Here is a 25037-nt window from a genome sequence, read left to right on the forward strand (position 1 = left end):
ATAAATATGTGTTGGAGGTTAAAATATTGAACAAATTAATTTTAATTGATGGTAATAGTTTAAGCTTTAGAGCTTTCTACGCATTACCATTATTACAAAATAAAGCTGGTATCCATACGAATGCCGTTTATGGTTTTGCGATGTTACTAGAAAAAATAATTAAAGAAGAACAGCCTACACATTTTTTAGTTGCTTTCGATGCAGGGAAAACAACATTCAGACATGAACAATACAGTGAATACAAAGGAGGGCGTCAATCCACGCCACCCGAGTTAAGTGAACAATTTCCTTATGTTAGACAACTATTAGATGCATATCAAATCAAACGCTACGAACTTGAAAATTATGAAGCGGACGATATTATTGGCACTTTAAGTAAACAAGCCAATAGTGAAAACTTCCAAACTATTATCATCACCGGTGACCGTGATTTAACACAACTAGCTACAGATGACGTTACAATCTATTATACTAAAAAAGGTGTTACAGACGTAGATCATTACACGCCTGAATTTATCGCTGAAAAGTATGATGGATTAACACCTACACAAATCATTGATATGAAAGGTTTGATGGGTGATACATCAGATAATATCCCAGGCGTAGCAGGGGTAGGTGAAAAAACTGCAATTAAACTGCTGAAGCAATTTTCAAGCGTAGAGAATGTATATAATCATATTGACCAAGTGTCCGGAAAGAAATTAAAAGAAAAACTTGAAAATAGTAAAGACGATGCTTTAATGAGTAAGACGCTTGCGACAATTAATTGTGAAAGCCCTATTGAAGTTGCGCTAGAAGATACAAAATTACCAGATCATCCCCATACTGAGGATAAGGTTGAATTATTTAAAAAGTTAGAGTTTAATCAACTTTTAAATCAAATGGATGTTTCAAATGATACGTCTAGTGCAGAAGAAATGGATATTGAGATAGAGCAAGATTTTTCAAATGTAGATTTCCAAACATTAAGTTCCGCGACAATTCATTTTGAATTAGATGGTGTTAATTATCTAAAAGATAATATTTTAAAATTTGGATTATATGATGGTGAGCATCATGTAGTAATCAATGCAGATCAAATAAAAACATACCCTGCATTAGTAGCGTGGCTAGAAGATGATACTACAGAGAAAATTGTTTATGATGCTAAAAAATCTTATATCGTAGCGCATCGGCTAGATATTAATATCAAACATATCGTTTTTGATGTTATGTTAGCAAGTTATATCATTGACCCTTCACGTACAATCGATGATGTCAATTCTGTAGTGGCAAATTATGGCCAACATTATGTACAATCAAGTGTTGCAATATATGGTAAAGGTAAGAAAAAGCATATTCCTGAAGATGAGGTATTAAACCCATATGTGGGAACAATTATTGAAGCGATTGATCAAGTCAAATCCAAAATTCAAAAACAATTAGATGAATATAATCAGTCTGATTTATTATACGACTTGGAATTACCATTAGCGCGTATATTAAGTGAAATGGAAGAAACTGGTATTTATACAGAAATCAGTGAATTACAAAAAATGGAGAAAGAAATCCAAGGTAAATTAGACGTTTTGATTGAGAATATCTATGATGCAGCAGGTGAAACGTTTAACATTAACTCGCCAAAACAATTAGGCGTTGTGTTATTTGAAACACTTAAATTACCGGTAATTAAAAAGACTAAAACAGGTTATTCGACTGCAGTAGATGTTTTAGAGCAGTTACAAGGTGAACATCCAATTATTGAATATATTTTAGAATACAGACAACTAGCTAAATTACAGTCTACTTACATTGAAGGTTTACAAAAGGTTATCGGTGAAGATAATCGTATTCATACACGCTTTAACCAAACATTGGCTCAAACAGGACGTTTGTCATCAGTTGATCCTAATTTGCAAAATATACCTGTGCGTTTAGACGAAGGTCGAAAAATAAGAAAAGCATTCAAATCTAGTGATGAAAATAATGTTATATTCTCAGCTGACTATTCACAAATTGAACTAAGGGTATTGGCACATATTACGCAAGATGAAAGTTTAAAACAAGCATTTATTAATGATGAAGATATTCATACTGCAACAGCAGTTAAAGTATTTAATGTTGCACCTGAAGAAGTAGATAGTTTAATGCGAAGACAAGCTAAAGCAGTAAATTTTGGTATTGTTTATGGGATTAGTGATTATGGCTTGGGTCAAAGTTTAGGTATAACACGAAAACAAGCTAAAAAATTCATAGATGATTATCTAGATAGCTTCCCGGGTGTGAAACAATATATGGAAGATATCGTTAAGGATTGTAAAGCACAAGGGTATGTAGAAACATTACTGCATAGACGGAGATATATCCCTGATATCACAAGCAGAAACTTTAATTTAAGAAGTTTTGCTGAACGAACAGCAATGAATACGCCAATACAGGGAAGTGCAGCAGATATTATCAAACTTGCGATGGTATATTTTGCAAATGAAGCCAAACATACGAATTTCCATGCGCAATTATTGCTGCAAGTTCATGATGAATTGATTTTCGAATTACCAAAAGAAGAAATAAACGATTTTGAAAAATTTATTGAAGAAATAATGGATAATGCACTTAAGTTAGACGTTCCATTGAAAGTGGAATCTAGTTATGGGCAAACATGGTATGATGCAAAATAGAAAGAAGGGAATAACATGCCTGAACTACCTGAGGTTGAACATGTTACAAGGGGGATTAAGCCTTTTGTAAAAGGACAGAAAATTGAAGAAGTTATCTTTTCTGATAAAGTGATAGAGGGTAAAGATAAAGGCAAAGAAACGATTATAAAAGGTTTAGCATTAGATACATTTAAACGTTATACTGAAGGTTATACGATATATGATATCGAACGACGAAGTAAATATATCGTTTTTTATATTGAAAATAATTCTGAACAAAGAATATTAATTAGTCATCTAGGCATGGCTGGTGGATTTTTTGTTGTAGATAAATTAGAAGACATCAACGTCCCTAATTACCGTAAACATTGGCATGTGATTTTTAAATTAAATAATGATAAACTACTTGTTTATTCAGATATTCGTAGATTTGGAGAAATTAGAAATGTAGCTTCTTTTGACGCATATCCATCATTCTTAGAGATTGCGCCAGAACCTTTTGACAAAGAGGCCTTATCACACTATATGGCTTGGTTTGATAAGAGGTTATATCAAAATAAACCAATCAAACAAATGATTTTAGATCATAGGGTGATTTCTGGTTGTGGTAATATTTATGCTTGTGAAGCATTATTTAGAGCCGGTATTAACCCTGCACGCAAGTCTAAAGAATTGAACCATCAAGAAAAAGAAATGTTATTTTATTATGTTCGTGAAGTATTAGAAGCGGGTATTAAATATGGTGGTACTAGCATTTCAGACTATCGTCATGCTGACGGTAGCACAGGTACGATGCAAATGCATTTAAACGTATATAAACAAAAGACATGTAAAGTGTGCGGAAATGATATTGAAACGCAAGTGATTGCAACACGTAATAGTCATTTCTGCCCGACATGTCAAAAATGAAGGAAGAGTGAAATTATGCCTAAAGTTATTGGATTAACTGGTGGTATCGCATCAGGTAAATCGACTGTTTCAGAATTACTATCTGTGCATGGCTTTAAAATAGTGGATGCTGATATTGCATCACGTAAAGCAGTAGAGAAGGGTTCGAAAGGCCTTGATCAAGTTAGAGCAACATTTGGAGATGAAGCAATTGGTGAAGATGGTAACATGAATCGTTCCTATGTTGGCGATCTTGTCTTTAATCATCCAGAAAAACGGTTAGAATTGAATGAAATCGTACATCCAATTGTGAGAGAAATCATGGAAAAAGAAAAAGAAGCTTATTTAGAAGATGGATATAATGTTATTATGGATATCCCTTTATTATATGAAAATGATTTACAAGATACAGTGGATGAGGTGTGGCTCGTTTACACTTCAGAAAGTATACAGATAGATAGATTAATGCAACGTAACGATATTTCTATGGAAGATGCTAAAGCGCGAGTATATAGCCAAATTTCTATAGATAAAAAACGTAGAATGGCGGATCATGTGATAGATAATAGAGATTCTAAAATAGAGTTGAAACAAAATTTAGAACAATTATTAGTAGATGAAGGTTATATTGAGAATGCAACAGACCATTCTCAAGAAGTTTAAATGATGAACAATGGTTGCGTTCATTGAATCGTTAAATAATGAATTGCAATAATTTATAAATGCGGGTGTAGAGACTAAGTCAAACTAAAACTTTGATTTTGTCCTACTCTCGTTTTTTTTTAGGTTATGAAAATATTAATCAAGCTATTTGGTTGTATGATAAGAATGAATATCGCAAACTTACAATTTTATAAACTTTAAATTTTTTAAAAATTATTCAAGAAAACGCTTTCTCATTCATCTATTTATGTTATACTAATTCCATAAAGTATAACACTAAGACAAGGGGTGCTTTGAATGACGACAAATATTGCAATTAATGGCATGGGTAGAATAGGTAGAATGGTATTAAGGATTGCATTAAAACGTGAGGATATGAATATAGTAGCGATTAATGCTAGCTATCCACCCGAGACAATTGCACACTTAATCAATTATGATACGACACACGGTAACTACGATTTAAAAGTAAAACCGGTGGAGAACGGTATAATGGTCGATAATCATAAAATTAAGCTTGTAGCTGATAGAAACCCAGAAAATTTACCTTGGAAAGCACTAGATATCGACGTTGTAATTGAAGCTACAGGTAAATTCAACCATGGGGATAAAGCTATCGCACATATTAAAGCTGGCGCTAAAAAAGTATTGTTAACAGGGCCTTCTAAAGGCGGTGCTGTGCAAATGATAGTTAAAGGTGTTAATGATGACCAATTAGATATCGAAAAATACGATATCTTTAGCAACGCCTCATGCACAACAAATTGTATCGGACCTGTAGCTAAGGTATTAAATGACCAATTTGGTATTCAAAATGGTTTAATGACAACTGTTCATGCTATTACTAATGACCAAAACAACATTGATAATCCACATAAAGATTTAAGACGTGCACGTTCATGCAATGAAAGCATCATTCCAACTTCCACAGGAGCTGCAAAAGCACTTAAAGAAGTATTACCTGAATTAGAAGGTAAACTACATGGCATGGCGTTAAGAGTGCCAACTAAAAATGTATCTTTAGTAGATTTAGTAGTGGATTTAGATACTTCAGTAACAGCCGAAGAAGTTAACGAAGCATTTAAAAACCACCCGTTAGACCATGTGATTGCAACTGAAGATGCACCGCTTGTATCAATGGACTTTAATACAAACCCACATTCAGCAATTATTGATACGCAAAGTACGATGATAATGGGTGATAACAAAGTAAAAGTGATTGCTTGGTATGACAATGAATGGGGATACTCAAACAGAGTGGTTGATGTGGCCGAAGAAATTGGTCAGTTATTAAAAAATAATATTTCAACCGTAGCACATTAATACCTTATTTAATAAACACAAAATATAACATTATCTAAATTAATTGATTATGAATGAATATTTATTTATTATTGAAGATAATACAAAACTCCTTTTAAAGTAAGAACAGATATCTTACATTAAAAGGAGTTTTTATTTTCAAATATTTATTATAAACGAAATGCTTTTTAAAACTAATTGCTGAATTGTGTAATAGCAATCTTTTGTGCCTTAAAGATTTGTAGTATAATGTAAGGTAATCAAATTGAGAGGGTGGTAATTCGATGAAATGCCCGAAATGTAGTTCAACGCACTCTCGCGTTGTAGATTCACGACATGCTGATGAAGTAAATGCGATTCGACGTAGAAGAGAATGTGAACAATGTAGCACAAGGTTCACTACGTTCGAACATATTGAAAAACGACCGCTAATCGTTGTGAAAAAAGACGGTACACGAGAACAATTTTTACGTGAAAAAATATTAAATGGTTTAGTGCGTTCATGTGAGAAGAGACCAGTACGCTATCAACAGTTAGAAGATATTACAAATAATGTAGAATGGAAATTGCGAGATGAAGGACATGCAGAAATTTCTTCTAGAGAAATAGGAGAACATGTGATGAATTTATTAATGCATGTCGATCAAGTATCTTACGTACGCTTTGCGTCAGTTTATAAAGAATTTAAAGATGTTGATCAATTATTGCAATCAATGCAAGGGATTTTAGCAGAGAATAAACGGAGTGATTCTTAAATGGGATTACAGCCCTATGATTATGGTTTGAGGCCACATGACGATTTCCATGTCATACGCCGTTTTTATCTAAATCATAAACATTTAGAAATACTAAATAGATTATTTACGCCCATGATAGGATCAAAGGCGATTGGTTTATACCATTATTTAAACCAGTTTGTTGAATTTAAACAAGATATGGTATTGACACATTATATTATCATGAGTGAATTGAAGATAAATTTACTTGAATTTAGAAAAGAAATGGATTTGTTAGAGGGCATAGGATTAGTAAAATCTTATGTTAACCATAATCAGCAACATTCTTCTTTTGTATATCAATTAATTCAACCGCCATCATCTCAGCAATTTTTCAATGACCCTATGCTGTCAGTATATTTATATAGCGAGGTCAGTAAACAACGCTATTTTCAATTAAAGACACATTTTGAGGATTACGTGTCTATCGATTTAGACCAGTACCAAGATGTCACACGTACTTTTACTGATGTTTTTAAAGTGCCTAATAAATCAATGACTGTAGATACACAACAGATTGAAAGTGAAGAGGCGTATGGTGGTATGGATTTATCACATGTGCACTTTGATTTTGAAACACTATATGATTTATTACAAAACCATTTTATCAGTACAAAGATTATTAATCATGAAGCGAAAACGCTGATAACGCAAATTGCAACTTTATATGGTTTAACACCAGAAGCCATGAAACGTATTATTTTGAAATCAATTACGAGTGCGCAAACACTCTCTTTTGAAGAATTGCGTAAACATGCAAGAACGTACTATCTTATTGAGCATGAACAACAGTTGCCGAAACTGAATGCTCAAGAAACAAACTATCATAATAATGAAAATAGTGGGGAAAATATACAACCATCTGATGCATCTAACAATTGGTTAAAGCAATTAGATGAAACGAGTCCAATTGATATGCTTGCATCTTGGTCTGAATCTGAACCGACAACACAGCAAAAATACATGATTGAAGAATTGATTGAGAGAGAACAGTTGCCATTTGGTGTGATTAATATACTTTTACAATTCGTGATGTTAAAAGAAGATATGAAACTTCCTAAATCATATATTTTTGAAATTGCATCAAATTGGAAGAAAAAGGGAATTAAGACGGCAGAACAGGCTTATCATTACGCGAAGAAGGTAAATCAACCCAAAGACACTCACTCCAATCAAGTTACAAAGGGTAAATATAAACCTAAACAACTTGTTTCTAGAGAAATGACACCGAAATGGTTAGAAGAACGTGATAACAAAGCTTCTAATTCACAAACTTCAGATAATAATGTAAATGCTGATGAAGATGAAACATTAAAAAGAGATCGTGAAGCGTTATTAAAACGATTAAATAGCAAGAGAGAGGAGGAATAATATATGAAGTCTTTCAATCATATTATGGGTGATTCTAAAGATTTAAGTAAACGAATTGAAAAGATTAAAAAAGATGTCATAAACGATCCTGACGTAAAAACATTTTTAGAATCACACCAATCTGAAGTAACAAACGCAATGATCGACCAAGATTTAAATATTTTGCAAGAATATAAAGACCAAGAAAAACATTATGACGGCCACGATTTTAAAGACTGTCCTAACTTTGTTAAAGGTCATATTCCAGAATTATACGTAGAAAATCAACATATCAAGATTCGTTACCTTCCTTGTCCTTGTAAAATAAAATATGACGAAGAGAAATTTAATGCGCATTTAATCTCTTCACATCATATGCAACGTGATACATTGAATGCAAAATTGAGCGATATATATATGGATAGAAGGGATCGTATTGATGTTGCTATGGCAGCAACTGATATTTGTGAAAAAATAGTTAGCAAAACACCACAAGTTAAAGGATTATATATACATGGACCTTTTGGCACTGGGAAGTCATTTATATTAGGTGCAATCGCAAATCAATTAAAAGCTGAAAAAGTCTCGTCGACCATTGTATATTTACCTGAGTTTATTCGCGCTTTAAAAGGTGGATTTAAAGATGGTAGTTTTGAAACCAAATTGGCAAAAGTCCGCGAGTCCCATATCCTTATGTTAGATGATATAGGTGCTGAAGAAATCACCCCATGGGCAAGAGATGAAGTGATTGGACCATTGTTACATTATAGAATGGTCCAAGAATTACCAACATTCTTCAGTTCTAATTTAAGTTTTGAAGAATTAGAATATCACTTATCTGTCACACGTGACGGCACAGAAAAAACAAAAGCAGCTCGGATTATGGAACGGATTAAGTCATTGGCAAAACCCTATTTTTTAGAAGGAAAAAATTATCGAGACGATTGAATTCTTAAAAAAATGTTGTATAATATAGTTAAATCTAAATCAAGCGAAATAAAATGAAGACAAGATGAATAATATCATACTTCACAGAGAGCCAATGTTTGATGAGAAATTGGTAAGTATCATTATTGATTACTACTTCATTATAGATGTTTTAATAAACATCCGGCTCAAGACCGTTACCTTATGCAGAGTTTAGTTGCAATTGATATGATTGTAACTTTAATTAGGGTGGTACCGCGAAGACCTCGTCCCTTTTAGGGATGGGGTCTTTTTATTTTTGTGTAAGTTATAGCTATTCGTGAAGATTTAAGGCAAGTATAGATATAGGAGGAATTTAAATGGATCAAATAAATATTATATTTCCAGATGGTAATTCGAAAGCATTTGATAAGGGTACAACTACTGAAACAATTGCGCATTCTATTAGCCCAGGTTTAAGAAAAAAGGCAGTCGCTGGTAAATTGAACGGACAATTAATTGATTTAACAAGTCCAATTGAAAACGATGGCGAAATTGAAATCGTAACGCCTGGCAGTGAGGAAGCATTAGAAGTGTTGCGTCATTCTACTGCGCATCTTATGGCCCAAGCTTTAAAACGTTTATATGGAGATGTGAAGTTTGGTGTTGGCCCAGTAATTGAAGGCGGATTTTATTATGATTTTGATATGGCAGAAAGCGTTTCCTCTGATGATTTTGAAGAGATAGAAAAAACAATGAAACAAATTGTTAATGAAAACTATCCAATTGAACGTAAAGTAGTTTCAAGAGATGAAGCGAAGACATTTTTTGCTGACGATCCGTATAAGTTAGAGTTAATCGATGCAATCCCATCAGATGAAAATGTTACTTTGTATTCACAAGGCGAATTTACTGATCTTTGTCGCGGTGTCCATGTACCTTCAACGTCAAAAATTAAAGAGTTTAAATTATTATCAACTGCAGGTGCTTATTGGCGTGGCGATAGTGATAATAAAATGCTACAACGTATATACGGTACTGCATTCTTTGATAAAAAAGATTTAAAAGCACATTTAAAAATGCTTGAAGAACGTAAAGAACGTGACCACCGTAAAATTGGTAAAGAATTAGAATTATTCTCGAACAACCAATTAGTAGGTGCAGGTCTACCATTGTGGTTGCCAAACGGAGCAACAATTCGTCGTGAAATTGAACGATATATCGTGGATAAAGAAGTAAGCATGGGTTATGATCATGTTTACACTCCAGTAATGGCAAATGTGGATTTATATAAAACATCAGGCCACTGGGACCACTATCAGGAAGATATGTTCCCAACTATGAAATTAGATGAGAATGAAGAAATGGTCTTAAGACCAATGAACTGTCCGCACCATATGATGATTTATGCAAATAAACCTCATTCTTACCGTGAACTACCAATTAGAATTGCAGAATTAGGCACAATGCATCGCTATGAAGCAAGTGGCGCAGTATCTGGTTTGCAACGTGTGAGAGGTATGACATTGAATGATGCACATATTTTTGTAAGACCAGACCAAATTAAAGAAGAATTCAAACGCGTTGTTAATTTAATCATTGATGTTTATCAGGATTTTGGTTTCGAAAATTATAGCTTCCGTTTAAGTTATAGAGATCCAGAAGATAAAGAAAAATATTTTGATGATGATGAAATGTGGAACAAAGCTGAAAGTATGTTGAAAGAAGCGGTTGATGAACTTGGTTTAGATTATGAAGAAGCCATTGGGGAAGCTGCATTCTATGGTCCGAAATTAGACGTTCAAGTTCAAACTGCTATGGGTAAAGAAGAAACATTATCTACAGCACAATTAGACTTTTTACTTCCTGAAAAATTTGAATTGTCTTATATAGGTAAAGATGGCGAACAACATAGACCTGTTGTCATTCACCGTGGCGTTGTTTCAACAATGGAACGTTTTGTTGCATTCTTAACTGAAGAAACGAAAGGTGCATTTCCAACTTGGTTGGCACCAAAACAAGTCGAAATTATACCAGTTAATGTAGATTTGCATTATGATTATGCTAGACAACTGCAAGATGAGCTTAAATCACAGGGTGTGAGAGTAGAAATCGATGATCGCAATGAAAAAATGGGGTATAAAATAAGAGAAGCTCAAATGCAAAAAATCCCTTACCAACTTGTAGTTGGTGACAAAGAAGTTGAGAACAATGAAGTCAACGTAAGAAAATACGGTTCAAAAGATCAAGAAACTGTTGAAAAAGAAACATTTATTTGGGAACTTGTAGACGAGATTAGACTTAAAAAACAAAGATAGTCTTGAAACTCTTATTGAAATCATGTATATTACAAGTTAGTGAAATAAAAAATATTGAATTTGAGTTAGAGGTTGCGTTTTTAATCAGTAACAGTCCGGTAGCTATTTGGGGCATATGTAGGATTTGTGAAAGGTGAAGACGCCGAAACCAACAGTGACCAGATGCGCTGTTGGTTGGGTCAGTTATCGAAAGAAACTGGACTGTCACATATGTGATGTGCTACCTATATAAATGCTATTATTAAAATGGTTGCATATCTAATAGGTATGCAACCATTTTATTTTAGGTTAAAGATTATCATTCATACAAATACGGGAAAAATTTACGACAAATTGTGTAAACGACATGATTATTCTAGCGGTAATATCACTACTTACTATAAGTTTGCGTTTTTAATTATATTAGTAAGTTAACCTCTAAGTTTAAAAGAAAGGGAGCATCTATGGCAAAAGAAGAAATTCAGAATAATGGAGTAAAAAGGGGATTGAAAGATCGTCATATATCCATGATAGCAATTGGGGGTTGTATTGGGACTGGATTGTTTATGACTTCTGGTGGCGCAATTCATGATGCAGGCGCTTTAGGCGCATTGCTTGCATACACAATTATTGGAGCAATGGTGTTTTTCCTTATGACATCATTAGGAGAAATGGCTACTTACCTACCCGTATCTGGGTCATTCAGTACGTATGCGACACGCTTTGTTGATCCATCATTAGGGTTTGCACTAGGTTGGAATTATTGGTTTAACTGGGTAATAACAGTTGCAGCTGATGTTACAATTGCAGCCCAAGTTATTCAATATTGGACGCCATTATCAGGTATCCCAGCATGGAGTTGGAGCTGTCTATTTTTAATCATTATATTCGGACTCAATGCATTATCAGTTAGAGTATATGGTGAAAGCGAGTACTGGTTTGCATTAATTAAAGTTGTAACAGTTATTATCTTTATCGCAATAGGATTACTAACCATCTTAGGTATTATGGGCGGAGAATTTGTTGGCTTCGATACATTTACTAAAGGTGGCGGCCCAATACTTGGAGATGGATTGGGTGGCAGTCTGCTAACTATTTTAGGTGTATTCTTAGTTGCAGGGTTCTCGTTCCAAGGCACTGAATTGATTGGTATTACAGCGGGTGAATCTGAAAATCCTGAACGTGCTGTGCCAAAAGCCATTAAACAAGTATTTTGGAGAATATTGATTTTCTATATATTAGCTATTTTTGTAATTGGTATGTTGATTCCGTACGATAGCCCATCATTGATGGGTGGCGGTGATGATATTGCAACTTCGCCATTTACGCTTGTATTTCAAAACGCTGGTTTAGCATTTGCGGCATCGTTTATGAATGCGGTCATCTTAACTTCGGTGCTATCAGCGGGTAACTCAGGTATGTACGCTTCTACTAGAATGTTATATTCGATGAGTAAAGATAAATTAGCATACCCTATATTTGGTAAAACAAATAAAAGCGGTGTACCTTATGTATCACTTATCGCAACAGCAATCATTGTGATTGGCATATTTGTTTTACAACATTTAAGTGGCGATGCGTATGAATACATCGTTGCAGCAAGTGGTATGACTGGTTTCATAGCTTGGGTAGGTATCGCGGTCAGCCATTATAGGTTTAGAAAAGCGTTTGATAAACAGAATTATGATAAATCTAAATTGAAATATAAAGCTAAATTATTCCCATTTGGCCCGATTTTCGCAGGCGTACTATGTGTGCTTGTAATCATTGGCCAAGACGTCGATTTTATACAAACGGGCGACTTTAATTTGAATCGCTTTATTATTACTTACATGGGTATCCCAGTATTCCTAGCATTCTTTATTTATCATAAAGTACGCTATAAAACTAAAATTGTACCATTAGAAAAAGTGAACCTTCGCCAAGACGTGGATATGGATGAAATAAAATAATATTCAAACAAAGTATTGACTTATATCAGTATTGTTGCTAAGATAGGTAATGTTGAATACGAAACGAACCAAGTAGAAGCTCCCGCTTCTCACCTGTAGCGACGCTGAATGCAGTTGGCAGGTCTATATATACATGGAAAGATCATGTGTAGAGAAGAGCGGGTATATTATATACTCGCTCTTTTTGCTTGGGATAATTTCGTAAAAATCTTGGAGGTGTCAACCATAGCAAAAGATCAGACTCAAGTTAACGAAAAGATTCGCGCAAAAGAATTACGTTTAATAGGGCAAGATGGAGAACAAATCGGTGTTAAATCGAAATCTGAAGCCTTAGAAATGGCTGAACGAGTTGGTTTAGATTTAGTCATAATGGCTCCAAATGCTAAACCACCTGTTGCAAGAATAATGGATTATGGAAAATATAAATTCGAACAACAGAAAAAAGAAAAAGAAATGAAGAAGAAACAAAAAACAATTAACCTTAAAGAAATTCGTTTAAGTCCAACAATTGAGGAACATGATTTCCAAACTAAATTGAAAAACGGACGTAAATTCTTAGAAAAAGGCGACAAATGTAAAGTTTCAATTCGTTTCAGAGGTCGTGCGATTACGCATAAAGAGATTGGACAACGTGTTTTAGAAAAATTTGCTGAAGAATGCAAAGATATTGCAACTATTGGGCAAAAACCTAAAATGGATGGACGTCAAATGTTCATTATGCTTAACCCAATAAATGAAAAATAATATTTGATAATACAGGAGGAAATGAATCATGCCTAAAATGAAAACACACCGTGGAGCTGCTAAACGTGTTAAAAGAACTGCTTCAGGTCAATTAAAACGTTCAAGAGCTTTCACTTCACATATGTTTGCACACAAAACTACTAAACAAAAACGTAAATTACGTAAAGCTTCATTAGTACACAAATCAGACATGAAACGTGTAAAACAATTATTAACTTATAAAAAATAATTGATGATATAGCTATAAGAAACAACGAAAAATTAAGAATGTACACATTTTGAGGAGGAATTTATTATGCCACGAGTTAAAGGTGGAACGGTAACAAGAGCGCGTCGTAAAAAAACGATTAAATTAGCTAAAGGTTACTTCGGTGCTAAACACACATTATATAAAGTTGCAAAACAACAAGTTATGAAATCAGGACAATACGCTTTCCGTGATCGTCGTCAAAGAAAACGTAATTTCCGTAAATTATGGATTACACGTATCAACGCAGCTGCACGTCAACACGATATGAGTTATTCAAGATTAATGAATGGCTTAAAACAAGCTGGTATTGATGTTAACCGTAAAATGCTTTCTGAGATTGCTATTTCAGATGAAAAAGCTTTTGCTGAATTAGTTGCTAAAGCTAAAGACGCTTTAAAATAATTTTTAAGTTAAAAGAGGCTAAGACATATGTAATGTCTTGGCCTTAAATGATATATAGACAATATAAATAACTAAAATGAAAATGTATTTAATATCAAGCTTGTATACTTTTTTATAACCATCTTATCGGAGCGAGTTAGATAAATCATTTTAGCAAAATGTGATTTCTATCTCGCTCTGTTTTATGTGGTGTCAGCAATGATTATGTAGATGAAACATATGAGTATCAAATGTTTAGAGAACGACGCCTTTTAAAGTAAAGCTTGTGCATGCGTTTTAGTTGACATCTTCTGCTTATGGAAACGAATCGTTTATATATAATGATTGGAACATGCCATTGTGTATGAAAATGCTTCTACGCTTGTGTTTTGTCTCATAGGCAGAAACGTTTTGTGGGAGATCTCGAGGTATTGAAATTTTGTATTTCTGTCTGTACCTTATTAACTGTAGTATCATTTTGAGATATGTAAATGATTTGATAAAATGACAAGGAAGTCACATATGAAGGAGAAACCAATGTCTAAATTTGATGAAATGATTACAGTAGTACCAAGAAAAGTTTTATTTGATAACGAAAATAATCAATTTAATGGTTTTTTAGATAAAAATTCTAATAAAGGTCAAGACATTTTTGAAACACTTTCTAAATATGAAATTAAACGTCGTGGTGACATGGAAGAAGATCCAAGTTACAAACAACTTATTTCATATTGTATCTTAGAAAACGAGCACGATGAAATTTTAGTTTATGAACGTCTTTCTGGCGGTGGAGAATCTCGTTTGCATGGCCAATCTTCTATTGGCGTTGGTGGTCATATGAATGATGTTAAAGGCGCTGAATCTATTAACGAAGTGCTCAGAGTAAATGCTCAAAGAGAATTAGATGAAGAAGTAGGTTTACCAGAGCATAAATCTCAAAATTTAGCATACATAGGTTTTATCAATGATGATACAAATGAAGTTGGTGAAGTCCACTTGGGTGTTGTCTTTAAAATTAAAGTCGATAGTAATGATGTAGAGGCTAAAGAAACAGACACTTTAAAAATCAAATGGGTAAATCATAATAAGATAGAGCAATATGATGATTTTGAAACATGGAGTGCACTCATATTACAGGCAATACAATAGAGGTGTTGATCAATGTCTGATATTATTCCATTTCCACGCTCAAAAGATAAATTGATTAGAGAAATAAAGCAATCATATAATAAGCATGACTTTGAAACAATGTATAATCTGTTTGAGTCACTAGAAGCACAGTTTGAACTTGATGAACAAATGGCTCTGTTGAAATGTGCTATGCTTTATAAGATGGAACATTACTTAGAGTTACGTGAAGAAGCGATCATTTTATTAAAACAAGGCATTTCAAATTACGATGATTTAATCATCTATTATGTACAAAGCTTAAATGGTTTGGATCAATATTTTGAAGTTGTCGAAATCATCAACCAAATTATCGATGAAGTAAATGACCATAAGACAAGAATGGAACTTTTTCCTATTAAAGAATATGCTTTGAGTCAAATAGATAAGCATAATACACGGGCAGCACAAATGCTACAAAATTTTGATGCTTTAACGTTAAGGGAACAAGTTAATACAATTTTATCGTTAATTGATTATAGTCAATATCGTTACCAAGAAACAGTTATGCATTTATTAAATGACGGACATTTAGCACCAAACGTTGTAAGTATTATGTTAGAATATTTACGGTTTGCTGAATGCGAATCAACAATTCACATCCATAAATTTGGATTTGAAGTTGATGTGATACCATACCAACTTGAAGGGTTGGAACACACGACGTTTAAGACTGATGTTATTCCAAATGTTTTGAAAAATATTGAGGATGACGCAGCGCAACTTATTGAAGAAGCGCTTCACTTATTGAACAATCATGCCATTTTACTTTATCCAATAAATATTGAAAACATTGCAACCAAAGATGCTTGGGTAGAAGCGTATAGTAACTACTTTAAATCTATGGTAGGCTTAGAAATATTAGATGAAACAAACCATGTTATTACATTTATCGTTTCTTTAGATAAAGAAAAATAGTGGATTTTGTATTTAACTTATTTGATTCATGGGTAAACGTTAAAAAGGAAATATAAAAGTAAAATAAGTTTCAATTTTTCATTGATTATTCATATAAAGTTCATAATTTGTGTCGAGCTTTGACGTGTGCTATAATAATGAAGTTGAAAAAATAAAATAGGATAATCATGGAGGTTTTTATACATGACAGCAACTTGGGAAAAAAAGGAAGGTAACGAAGGCGTTTTATCTGTTACTGTTCCAGCAGAAAAAGTAGACAAAGCAATTGATCAAGCTTTCAAAAAAGTGGTTAAACAAATTAATGTGCCAGGTTTCCGTAAAGGGAAAGTACCTCGCCAAATTTTTGAACAACGTTTTGGTGTAGAAGCATTGTATCAAGATGCAGTTGATATCTTATTACCAGAAGCTTACGGTGAAGCTATTGACGAAGCTGGAATCAAACCAGTTGATCAACCAGAAATTAACGTGACATCAATTGAAAAAGGTGAAGATATGACATTTGAAGCAAATGTTGTAGTTGAACCTGAAGTAGAATTAGGTGAGTACAAAGGTTTAGAAGTTGAAAAACAAAATACTGAATTAACAGAAGAAGAATTACAAGAATCAATCGATCATCAACTTGGTCATTTAGCAGAAATGGTTGTTAAAGAAGACGGCGCAGTTGAAAACGGTGATACTGTCAATATCGACTTTGATGGTTATGTCGATGGTGAACAATTTGAAGGTGGACAAGCTGAAGGTTATGACCTTGAAATTGGTTCAGGTTCATTCATTCCAGGCTTCGAAGAACAATTAGTAGGCGTGAAAGCTGGCGAAGAAAAAGATGTTACCGTAACTTTCCCAGAAGAATACCACGCTGAAGAATTAGCTGGAAAAGAAGCTACTTTTAAAACAAAAGTAAATGAAATCAAATATAAAGATGTTCCAGAATTAAATGATGAAATTGCGAATGAATTAGATGCAGAAGCTAACTCAGTAGACGAATACAAAGACAATTTACGTAAACGTTTAGCTGAACAAAAAGCAACTGAAGCTGAGAACACTCAAAAAGAGGAAGCTATCAATAAAGCAACTAATAACACAACAATTAATATTCCAGAAGCTATGATTAAAACTGAATTAGACCGTATGGTTCAAGAATTTGGACAACGTATGCAACAACAAGGTCTTAATTTAGAAACTTACTTCCAAATTTCTGGACAAGATGAGTCACAGTTAAGAGAACAAATGAAAGACGACGCAGAAGAACGCGTTAAAACAAACTTAACTTTAACTGCGATTGCTGATGCAGAAGAAGTAGAAGTAACTGACGCTGATATCGATAAAGAATTAGAAAAAATGAGTGAACAATTTAATATCTCAGTTGAAGATATTAAACAAACACTTGGAAATACTGACATTGTGAAAAATGATGTGCGTATCCAAAAAGTAATCGATTTATTAGTTGAAGAAGCAAAATTAGTAGAACCATCTAAAGATGACTCAGAAGCGTAACTAAACATTTCTCAAGCATATTGTTTGTAGGAATATAGATTAGTTGTTTAATATTGTAAATTAGTAGCAGATGCATTTGAACAATGTGTCTGCTACAATGTTTTGTGCAAAAAACTTGAGTTTTCTTCAAGTTGCATATTAAAATGCTATCTAGTATAGTCTTTAGGGAATAGGGGTGTAAATAGAATGTTCAAATTCAATGAAGATGAAGAAAATTTAAAATGCTCTTTCTGTGGTAAAGACCAAGATCAAGTTAAGAAGTTGGTTGCAGGAAGTGGCGTATACATTTGTAATGAATGTATTGAGCTATGCTCAGAAATAGTTGAAGAAGAATTAGCTCAGTCAGAATCTGAGGGGCTAACAGAATTACCAACTCCTAAAGAAATTATGGACCAATTAAATGATTATGTTATCGGCCAAGAAAAAGCTAAAAAGTCTCTAGCAGTTGCAGTGTACAATCATTATAAACGTGTTCAAAATTTAGGTCCAAACGAAGATGATGTTGAATTACAAAAAAGTAATATTGCATTAATCGGACCAACAGGTAGCGGTAAAACGCTTCTAGCTCAAACACTAGCTAAAACTTTAAACGTACCTTTTGCGATTGCAGACGCTACGAGTCTAACTGAAGCCGGGTATGTAGGTGACGATGTTGAAAATATTCTGCTACGCTTAATTCAAGCAGCTGATTTTGATGTAGATAAAGCAGAAAAAGGCATTATTTATGTAGACGAAATTGATAAAATAGCTAGAAAATCAGAGAATACATCTATTACAAGAGATGTGTCTGGTGAAGGTGTGCAACAAGCATTATTAAAAATTCTTGAAGGTACTACTGCAAGCGTGCCGCCACAAGGTGGTCGTAAACATCCAAACCAAGAGTTAATTCAAATTGATACAACGAATATCTTATTTGTACTTGGTGGTGCATTTGATGGTATTGATGAAGTAATCAAACGTAGACTTGGAGAAAAAGTGATTGGCTTTTCAAGTAGCGAAGCATCTAAATATGATGAAGATGCTATCCTTGAACAAATTAGACCTGAAGATTTACAATCATATGGTTTAATCCCTGAATTTATCGGTCGTGTGCCAATTGTTGCTAATTTAGAAACATTAGATGTAGATGCATTGAAAAACATCTTAACGCAACCTAAAAATGCGTTAGTGAAACAATATACTAAAATGTTAGAACTTGATGATGTAGCATTAGAATTTACAGATGAAGCATTATCAGCTATTAGTAATAAAGCCATAGAACGTAAAACAGGCGCACGTGGATTGCGTTCAATTATCGAAGAAGCACTGATTGATATTATGTACGATGTGCCATCTTCTGAAGGTGTTGTAAAAGTAGTTATAACTGAAGAAACAATTAATGAAGAAAAAAATCCTGAACTATACGATAAAGAAGGAAACCTTGTAAACAAGGAACAAACTTCTGCTTAATTTAGTAACACAAAAGAAAACGATACAATTCCAATTTTCCTAAAAAAAGATTGTTTTGTTGTGTAACGGCGAACATGCTAAACTCGAAAAAGTTTGACACAAAATTTATTTTCAAGTAGCGGTAGTGCCGATATGAAATTCGAGGCTGAGACGTATTTATGTCTTAGCCTCTTTCTTTGTTAAAAGGTATAAAATCATAGAAAAATACATATTATTATTTGAAATTGTGTAATATAATAATGGAGTATGTTTAATAGAAAAGAGGGTCGGTAATGAAAATAAATCCTAATGAAATTGAATTACTAATAAGTGCTGTCAAGCCTGAACAATATCCTGAAACAGGTTTGAGTGAAGTTGGGCTGAGTGGCCGATCTAATGTTGGTAAGTCAACGTTTATCAATAGCATGATTGGTCGTAAAAATATGGCTAGAACATCACAACAACCTGGTAAAACGCAGACGCTCAATTTTTATAATATTGATAACCAGCTTGTATTTGTAGATGTACCAGGATATGGTTACGCCAAAGTAAGCAAAAAACAACGTGAAGCGTTTGGGAAAATGATTGAAAAGTATATTTCGCAGAGAGCGTCTCTAAAACTGGTAATTCAACTCGTTGACTTAAGACATAATCCCACAGAAGATGACGTTTTAATGTATAATTATTTGAAATATTTTGATATTCCAATATTGGTTGTTGCAACTAAAGAAGATAAAATCGCAAAAGGTAAAGTCCAAAAACATTTATCCAATGTACAACGGAAACTTGAAATGGAACCTGAAGATGAAATTATAAGTTATTCTTCTATAAAAAATAGTAAGCAACAACAGGTATGGAATATAATTGAAAAATATTTATAAAAATTAATAACAATGATATGGGCAACATTAATTGTACAAATTATGACAACTATTTGAATGTAAATTAGAATATTTCTAATTTACGTGTGCAAGTTGCTTAACTCAAATGATAATTGTGTTATAATTTACTTATTGTAATATGTATGGAGGGCGTTATAAATGCATTTAATTGCGATAAGCATTAATCATCGTACAGCAGATGTAGCACTGAGAGAACAAGTTGCTTTTAAAGATGATGCCATACGTTCAGCCAATGTTGATTTATTCGAAACTAAATCTATTTTAGAAAATGTAATATTATCAACTTGTAATCGTACAGAAGTATATGCGGTTGTTGATCAAATTCATACAGGTCGCTATTATATTCAACGTTTTTTAGCGAGAAATTTTGGATTTGAAGTAGAAGAGATTAAAGCTATGACTGAAGTAACTGTGGGGGACGATGCAGTAAGACACTTATTGCAAGTTACTTCAGGATTAGATTCTGTAGTATTAGGTGAAACTCAAATTCTTGGACAAATCAGAGATGCATTCTTTGTTGCTCAAGAAGAAGATACGACGGGTACTGTATTTAATCACTTATTTAAACAAGCAATTACTTTTGCGAAAAAAGCGCACAATGACACTGATATAGCAGATAATGCAGTAAGTGTTTCATATGCAGCAGTTGAACTCAGTAAGAAAGTGTTTGGCAAAATTAATAATAAAAAAGCTTTGATCATCGGTGCAGGGGAAATGAGTGAATTATCACTCTTAAATTTGATAGGTTCAAATGTAACAGATATTACTATAGTAAATAGAACTGTGAGCAAAGCGCAACAGTTAGCTATAGCACATGATGTTAAATATGAATCTATGAAAGCACTACCACAACTTTTGGCTCATGCCGATATAGTTATAAGTTCAACTAGTTCAGATACGTATATTATTACGGATCACATGATCAGTTCAATACAATCGCAACGAAAAAATGATTCACTTGTGTTAATAGATATTGCAGTTCCAAGAGATATTGAACCTGATATAAATGCTGTTCAAGATGTGTTTAACTATGATGTTGACGATTTGAAAGGATTAGTAGATGCTAACCTTAAAGAACGTCAGAATGCAGCCAATGAAATCTTGCAGAGAATACCAGCAGAAATTGACGCACATAATGAATGGGTTAATATGCTAGGTGTCGTTCCTGTAATTCGTGCGCTTAGAGAAAAAGCAATGAATATACAAGAAGATACAATGAGTAGTATTGATAGAAAACTCCCAGGTTTAACAGAAAGAGAACGCAAAATTATATCAAAACACACCAAAAGTATCATTAACCAAATGTTAAAAGATCCTATTAAGCAGGCTAAAGAGTTGAGTAGTGACAAAAAAGGTAACGAAAAATTAGAGCTATTTCAAAACATTTTTGACATTGAAGCAGAACAAGCTTATGAACCCAAAAAGAAAAAGCGTAATGTAGCTACGACAAGTCAAATTTTTAGTTTTGAATAAGCATATGCAAATGGTGATGATATGCAAGAATTTTTGTTCATTAGACTAAATGAACTTATTTTATTAATTTATTTACTTAGCATTGCTTGTTATTTTTTTGATTTTGTGAGAAAAAACCATAGGATTAAAACGATTGGTTTTGTTACATTAGGGGTTGTTTGGATGTTACAAACAATCTCTTTATCTTTATATATAAATGTGACAAAACAAATCCCCCTAGGAAACATTTTTGATGTGTTCTTTGCATTAGCATGGTTAATCATTTCTATTTCAATAGTGATTAGTGTGATTAAGCAAATTAATTTGTCGATATTTCTATTTAATATTATTGGCTTTCTATTAATTGCTGTTAATACATTCCAACCGATGCGATATCAAAGTACGGGTGAGAAATTAAATATTATAAATGAATTGCTCATAGTCCATATTAGTTTTGCGGTCATTAGCTATGCATTATTTGCATTTGCTTTTGTCAATTGTATATTGTATTTAATACAATATAATAATTTGAAACAAAAGAAATTTGATCAAAAATATTTTAGGATTGGAAGTGTAGCTACACTTGAACAAGTCGTGTTCTATAGTAGTTTAATAGGTTTTACTTTCATTATATTTAGTATCATATTAGGTGCACAATGGGGATTCAATACATTAGGGGGATATATTCTTATAGATCCTAAAGTAATCATGTCGTTAATAATAACGTTATTATATGGAATTTATTTGATTTTTAGAGTGAAAAAAATCATAAATAAGCACAAATTGATTTATTTTAATATCATATTATTTTGTCTTAGTATGATTAATTTATTTTTCGCTTCGCATATATCTGATTTTCATCAATGGACAGGTATTTAATGATGTATGATTAAGTTAAATAGATTTTTTCTAGGAGGTTGCGCATGATGCGTAAATTAGTTGTAGGTTCACGTAGAAGTAAATTAGCTTTAACGCAAAGCAGACAGTTTATTGATAAATTAAAAGCGATTGACCCTAGTTTAGAGATAGAAATTAAAGAAATCGTAACAAAAGGCGACCGTATTATAGATAAACAATTATCTAAAGTTGGAGGCAAAGGCTTATTTGTTAAAGAAATCCAAAATGCCTTGTTTAGTCAAGAAATTGATATGGCTATACATTCTTTAAAAGATGTCCCAAGTGTTATACCTGAAGGATTAACTTTAGGATGTGTGCCCGATCGAGAAAACCCCTATGACGCTTATATAGCAAAAAATCATGTTCCTCTACATGAATTACCTGATAATAGTATAGTTGGTACGAGTTCATTACGACGTGGTGCTCAAATACTTGCTAAATATCCTCATTTACAAATAAAATGGATTCGTGGAAATATAGACACGCGATTAAGTAAATTAGAAAATGAAGATTATGATGCTATACTATTAGCTGCGGCAGGACTTAAGCGTATGGGGTGGTCAGATGACATCGTTACTGACTACTTGGATGAAGATACGCTAATACCAGCAATAGGACAAGGCGCTTTAGGCATTGAATGTCGGTCGGATGATAAAGCATTATTAGACTTATTAACACAAGTCCATAACCATGACGTTGCCGAATGTGTAACCGCTGAACGTACATTTTTAGAGCGTATGAATGGAAGCTGTCAGGTGCCTATCGGAGGCTATGCTAGTAAAAATAGTGATGGTACAATAGTATTTACAGGACTAATCATGTCACCTGATGGTAAAGAACGTTACGAACACACAGAGCGTGGTACAAATCCAGTTGAGCTCGGTGAAAAAGTTACTGAAGTTTTAAATGCGCAAGGTGCATATGAAATAATTAAAGCACTTAACGAAGAACAATAATCGTTCGAGGTGAAAATAATGAGACCAGTGATAGTTATGACACAAACTAACGAATTTAAAAAAGATGGTATAAATATTCTACACAAGCCTTTTATAGATGTGGAACCGTTATCGTTTGATTTAAATTTGTTAAAAGTCGACTATGACTGGCTTATTTTTTCGTCTAAAAACGCAGTCAGATATTTTCAATCATTTTTATCGCAAGTGAAAGTGAAAAAATTTGCTGCAATAGGCGCTAAAACTGCAGAATATTGCAAGTCAATCGGGCTTGATGTTCTATATTATCCATCGGATTATTCGCAAGAAGGTTTTCTTAAATCCTTTAAAACTATAAAGGGTAGTAATATTTTGATACCTTCTAGTGCACAAGCGCGTCCTTTATTACAAAATAGTTTAAAACAACAAGGGCATCATGTATGTAAAATTGATTTATACCGACCTATACCACATAAAGATAACATTGAAATGGTTAAACGAATGATGAAATATAATGAATTAGATGCTATCACGTTTGCGAGTTCATCAGCAGTGAAATATTTTTTTGAACAAGGTCCAACGCCTGTATTTAACCATTACTATGCAATAGGTCAGCAAACATTGGATACTATAATGCACTATGGCTATGATGCCACTATTTCAGATATACAAACGTTAGACTCATTAACAAATAAAATCTTAGAAAGTTGGGAAAATGATGCAATTTGATAGACATAGAAGATTACGCAGTAGCAAATCTATGAGAGATATGGTGCGTGAAACATACGTACGTAAAGAAGATTTAATTTATCCAATTTTTGTAGTTGAACGCGACAATGTTAAAGAAGAAATTAAATCTATGCCAGGCGTATACCAATTAAGTTTAAATTTAATTGATGAAGAGATAAAAGAAGCTTATGAATTAGGCATCAGAGGTATTATGTTCTTTGGCGTACCAAACGAAAAGGATGCTGTTGGTACAGGCGCTTATGACCATAATGGTATTGTTCAAGAAGCGACTAGGAAAGCCAAAGCAATGTACAACGATTTACTTATCGTAGCAGATACATGTTTATGTGAATATACAGATCACGGCCATTGTGGCGTCATTAATGAAAAAACGCAAGATGTAGATAATGATAAATCATTACCACTATTAGTTAAAACTGCCATTTCCCAAGTTGAAGCAGGTGCTGACATTATTGCGCCTAGTAATATGATGGACGGTTTTGTTGCTGAAATTAGAGCAGGTCTAGATGAAGCAGGCTATTACAATATACCAATTATGAGTTATGGTATTAAATATGCTTCAAGTTTCTTTGGACCATTCCGTGATGCTGCTGAATCTACACCTCAATTTGGAGATAGAAAAACATACCAAATGGATCCAGCCAATAGAAGAGAAGCATTGAGAGAACTAGAAAGTGATTTACATGAAGGCGCCGATATGATGATTGTTAAACCTGCATTAAGCTTTTTAGATATCATCAGAGATGTAAGAAATACAACCAATGTGCCTGTAGTCGCATATAATGTGAGTGGTGAATACAGTATGACTAAAGCTGCAGCGCTTAACGGTTGGATTGACGAAAAACAAGTAGTGATGGAACAAATGACTTCAATGAAACGTGCAGGCGCTGACATGATTATCACTTATTTCTCTAAAGATATTTGTAAATATATTGATGAACAATAAGGAGGC

General features: G+C 33.3%; 22 protein-coding genes, 1 riboswitch and 2 other annotated features. All 22 genes read left to right on the plus strand.

The genetic code is table 11. The annotated features are described in order from the left end of the window. Positions 1-26 precede the first annotated feature (26 nt). The 22 genes from polA to hemB all read left to right on the plus strand — a co-directional run bounded on the left by polA (position 27) and on the right by hemB (position 25031). Positions 27-2657: a DNA polymerase I gene (gene polA, locus KA894_RS01015; protein ID WP_119487938.1), complete on the plus strand. Its 2631-nt coding sequence runs from the start codon at positions 27-29 to the stop codon at positions 2655-2657. Between the two features lie 15 nt (positions 2658-2672). After that, positions 2673-3545 carry a bifunctional DNA-formamidopyrimidine glycosylase/DNA-(apurinic or apyrimidinic site) lyase gene (gene mutM / locus KA894_RS01020; RefSeq protein WP_096809234.1) on the plus strand — a complete coding sequence of 291 codons (873 nt, stop codon included), beginning with the start codon at positions 2673-2675 and terminating at the stop codon, positions 3543-3545. A gap of 15 nt (positions 3546-3560) precedes the next feature. Further along, positions 3561-4187 carry a dephospho-CoA kinase gene (gene coaE / locus KA894_RS01025; protein WP_096809236.1) on the plus strand — a complete coding sequence of 209 codons (627 nt, stop codon included), beginning with the start codon at positions 3561-3563 and terminating at the stop codon, positions 4185-4187. A gap of 297 nt (positions 4188-4484) precedes the next feature. Beyond that, a complete protein-coding gene (gene gap, locus KA894_RS01030; protein ID WP_210133624.1) occupies positions 4485-5510 on the plus strand; it encodes a type I glyceraldehyde-3-phosphate dehydrogenase in 1026 nt (341 codons plus the stop codon). A 263-nt stretch (positions 5511-5773) separates the two neighbouring features. Then, positions 5774-6244 (plus strand): transcriptional regulator NrdR, encoded by a 471-nt coding sequence (gene nrdR / locus KA894_RS01035; protein ID WP_096809240.1) that lies wholly within the window; start codon positions 5774-5776, stop codon positions 6242-6244. After that, entirely contained in the window at positions 6245-7636 is a 1392-nt protein-coding gene (locus tag KA894_RS01040; RefSeq protein WP_119487939.1) for a replicative helicase loading/DNA remodeling protein DnaB, read from the plus strand. A gap of 3 nt (positions 7637-7639) precedes the next feature. Then, complete coding sequence (gene dnaI, locus KA894_RS01045; protein ID WP_103373300.1) at positions 7640-8563, plus strand: primosomal protein DnaI; 924 nt, start codon at positions 7640-7642, stop codon at positions 8561-8563. Positions 8564-8610: 47 nt separating this feature from the next. Continuing rightward, positions 8611-8819: a binding site (T-box leader), on the plus strand. Between the two features lie 82 nt (positions 8820-8901). After that, complete coding sequence (gene thrS / locus KA894_RS01050) at positions 8902-10839, plus strand: threonine--tRNA ligase (protein ID WP_096809246.1); 1938 nt, start codon at positions 8902-8904, stop codon at positions 10837-10839. Positions 10840-10897: 58 nt separating this feature from the next. After that, positions 10898-11070: riboswitch (Lysine riboswitch) on the plus strand. A gap of 212 nt (positions 11071-11282) precedes the next feature. Then, positions 11283-12770: an amino acid permease gene (locus tag KA894_RS01055; protein ID WP_210133625.1), complete on the plus strand. Its 1488-nt coding sequence runs from the start codon at positions 11283-11285 to the stop codon at positions 12768-12770. 64 nt (positions 12771-12834) lie between these two features. Continuing rightward, positions 12835-12963 (plus strand) — a sequence feature (ribosomal protein L20 leader region). A 23-nt stretch (positions 12964-12986) separates the two neighbouring features. Further along, positions 12987-13514 (plus strand): translation initiation factor IF-3, encoded by a 528-nt coding sequence (gene infC, locus KA894_RS01060; RefSeq protein ID WP_096811207.1) that lies wholly within the window; start codon positions 12987-12989, stop codon positions 13512-13514. A 28-nt stretch (positions 13515-13542) separates the two neighbouring features. Then, positions 13543-13743 carry a 50S ribosomal protein L35 gene (gene rpmI, locus KA894_RS01065; RefSeq protein WP_096809251.1) on the plus strand — a complete coding sequence of 67 codons (201 nt, stop codon included), beginning with the start codon at positions 13543-13545 and terminating at the stop codon, positions 13741-13743. Between the two features lie 66 nt (positions 13744-13809). Next, the gene (gene rplT, locus KA894_RS01070; RefSeq protein ID WP_096809253.1) at positions 13810-14166 is read left to right on the plus strand and encodes a 50S ribosomal protein L20; all 357 of its coding nucleotides are present in this window, start codon (positions 13810-13812) and stop codon (positions 14164-14166) included. Positions 14167-14682: 516 nt separating this feature from the next. After that, positions 14683-15294, plus strand: coding sequence for an NUDIX domain-containing protein (locus KA894_RS01075; RefSeq protein ID WP_096809256.1), 612 nt, complete (start codon positions 14683-14685; stop codon positions 15292-15294). Positions 15295-15306: 12 nt separating this feature from the next. Further along, the gene (locus KA894_RS01080) at positions 15307-16230 is read left to right on the plus strand and encodes a hypothetical protein (RefSeq protein ID WP_119487940.1); all 924 of its coding nucleotides are present in this window, start codon (positions 15307-15309) and stop codon (positions 16228-16230) included. 183 nt (positions 16231-16413) lie between these two features. Continuing rightward, positions 16414-17724: a trigger factor gene (tig, locus tag KA894_RS01085; RefSeq protein WP_096809261.1), complete on the plus strand. Its 1311-nt coding sequence runs from the start codon at positions 16414-16416 to the stop codon at positions 17722-17724. A gap of 186 nt (positions 17725-17910) precedes the next feature. After that, complete coding sequence (gene clpX / locus KA894_RS01090) at positions 17911-19173, plus strand: ATP-dependent Clp protease ATP-binding subunit ClpX (protein ID WP_096809263.1); 1263 nt, start codon at positions 17911-17913, stop codon at positions 19171-19173. A 272-nt stretch (positions 19174-19445) separates the two neighbouring features. Beyond that, positions 19446-20033: a ribosome biogenesis GTP-binding protein YihA/YsxC gene (gene yihA, locus KA894_RS01095; RefSeq protein WP_103373298.1), complete on the plus strand. Its 588-nt coding sequence runs from the start codon at positions 19446-19448 to the stop codon at positions 20031-20033. Between the two features lie 159 nt (positions 20034-20192). Then, on the plus strand, positions 20193-21527 hold the full coding sequence (gene hemA / locus KA894_RS01100) for a glutamyl-tRNA reductase (RefSeq protein ID WP_210133626.1): 1335 nt from the start codon (positions 20193-20195) through the stop codon (positions 21525-21527). Between the two features lie 21 nt (positions 21528-21548). Further along, entirely contained in the window at positions 21549-22385 is an 837-nt protein-coding gene (gene ccsA / locus KA894_RS01105; RefSeq protein ID WP_096809272.1) for a cytochrome c biogenesis protein, read from the plus strand. 47 nt (positions 22386-22432) lie between these two features. Further along, positions 22433-23359: a hydroxymethylbilane synthase gene (hemC, locus tag KA894_RS01110; protein WP_096809274.1), complete on the plus strand. Its 927-nt coding sequence runs from the start codon at positions 22433-22435 to the stop codon at positions 23357-23359. An 18-nt stretch (positions 23360-23377) separates the two neighbouring features. Further along, positions 23378-24064, plus strand: a complete 687-nt coding sequence (locus KA894_RS01115; protein WP_096809276.1) for a uroporphyrinogen-III synthase — start codon at positions 23378-23380, stop codon at positions 24062-24064. Then, the gene (hemB, locus tag KA894_RS01120; protein ID WP_119487941.1) at positions 24054-25031 is read left to right on the plus strand and encodes a porphobilinogen synthase; all 978 of its coding nucleotides are present in this window, start codon (positions 24054-24056) and stop codon (positions 25029-25031) included. Before KA894_RS01115 ends, hemB begins: the two co-directional genes overlap by 11 nt. The last annotated feature ends 6 nt before the right edge of the window (positions 25032-25037 follow it).

Source organism: Staphylococcus sp. GDY8P131P (genome assembly GCF_017891975.1).
Lineage (GTDB): Bacteria > Bacillota > Bacilli > Staphylococcales > Staphylococcaceae > Staphylococcus > Staphylococcus nepalensis.

What these genes read in the sequence shown, in the direction of transcription:
- KA894_RS01040 (WP_119487939.1), top strand. Translation starts at nt 6,245, where the DNA reads ATGGGATTACAGCCCTATGATTATGGTTTGAGGCCACATGACGATTTC.
- ccsA (WP_096809272.1), top strand. Translation starts at nt 21,549, where the DNA reads ATGCAAGAATTTTTGTTCATTAGACTAAATGAACTTATTTTATTAATT.
- KA894_RS01055 (WP_210133625.1), top strand. Translation starts at nt 11,283, where the DNA reads ATGGCAAAAGAAGAAATTCAGAATAATGGAGTAAAAAGGGGATTGAAA.
- rplT (WP_096809253.1), top strand. Translation starts at nt 13,810, where the DNA reads ATGCCACGAGTTAAAGGTGGAACGGTAACAAGAGCGCGTCGTAAAAAA.
- hemB (WP_119487941.1), top strand. Translation starts at nt 24,054, where the DNA reads ATGCAATTTGATAGACATAGAAGATTACGCAGTAGCAAATCTATGAGA.
- yihA (WP_103373298.1), top strand. Translation starts at nt 19,446, where the DNA reads ATGAAAATAAATCCTAATGAAATTGAATTACTAATAAGTGCTGTCAAG.
- clpX (WP_096809263.1), top strand. Translation starts at nt 17,911, where the DNA reads ATGTTCAAATTCAATGAAGATGAAGAAAATTTAAAATGCTCTTTCTGT.
- KA894_RS01080 (WP_119487940.1), top strand. Translation starts at nt 15,307, where the DNA reads ATGTCTGATATTATTCCATTTCCACGCTCAAAAGATAAATTGATTAGA.
- coaE (WP_096809236.1), top strand. Translation starts at nt 3,561, where the DNA reads ATGCCTAAAGTTATTGGATTAACTGGTGGTATCGCATCAGGTAAATCG.
- dnaI (WP_103373300.1), top strand. Translation starts at nt 7,640, where the DNA reads ATGAAGTCTTTCAATCATATTATGGGTGATTCTAAAGATTTAAGTAAA.
- tig (WP_096809261.1), top strand. Translation starts at nt 16,414, where the DNA reads ATGACAGCAACTTGGGAAAAAAAGGAAGGTAACGAAGGCGTTTTATCT.
- nrdR (WP_096809240.1), top strand. Translation starts at nt 5,774, where the DNA reads ATGAAATGCCCGAAATGTAGTTCAACGCACTCTCGCGTTGTAGATTCA.
- KA894_RS01075 (WP_096809256.1), top strand. Translation starts at nt 14,683, where the DNA reads ATGTCTAAATTTGATGAAATGATTACAGTAGTACCAAGAAAAGTTTTA.
- mutM (WP_096809234.1), top strand. Translation starts at nt 2,673, where the DNA reads ATGCCTGAACTACCTGAGGTTGAACATGTTACAAGGGGGATTAAGCCT.
- hemA (WP_210133626.1), top strand. Translation starts at nt 20,193, where the DNA reads ATGCATTTAATTGCGATAAGCATTAATCATCGTACAGCAGATGTAGCA.
- gap (WP_210133624.1), top strand. Translation starts at nt 4,485, where the DNA reads ATGACGACAAATATTGCAATTAATGGCATGGGTAGAATAGGTAGAATG.
- rpmI (WP_096809251.1), top strand. Translation starts at nt 13,543, where the DNA reads ATGCCTAAAATGAAAACACACCGTGGAGCTGCTAAACGTGTTAAAAGA.
- KA894_RS01115 (WP_096809276.1), top strand. Translation starts at nt 23,378, where the DNA reads ATGAGACCAGTGATAGTTATGACACAAACTAACGAATTTAAAAAAGAT.
- hemC (WP_096809274.1), top strand. Translation starts at nt 22,433, where the DNA reads ATGCGTAAATTAGTTGTAGGTTCACGTAGAAGTAAATTAGCTTTAACG.
- thrS (WP_096809246.1), top strand. Translation starts at nt 8,902, where the DNA reads ATGGATCAAATAAATATTATATTTCCAGATGGTAATTCGAAAGCATTT.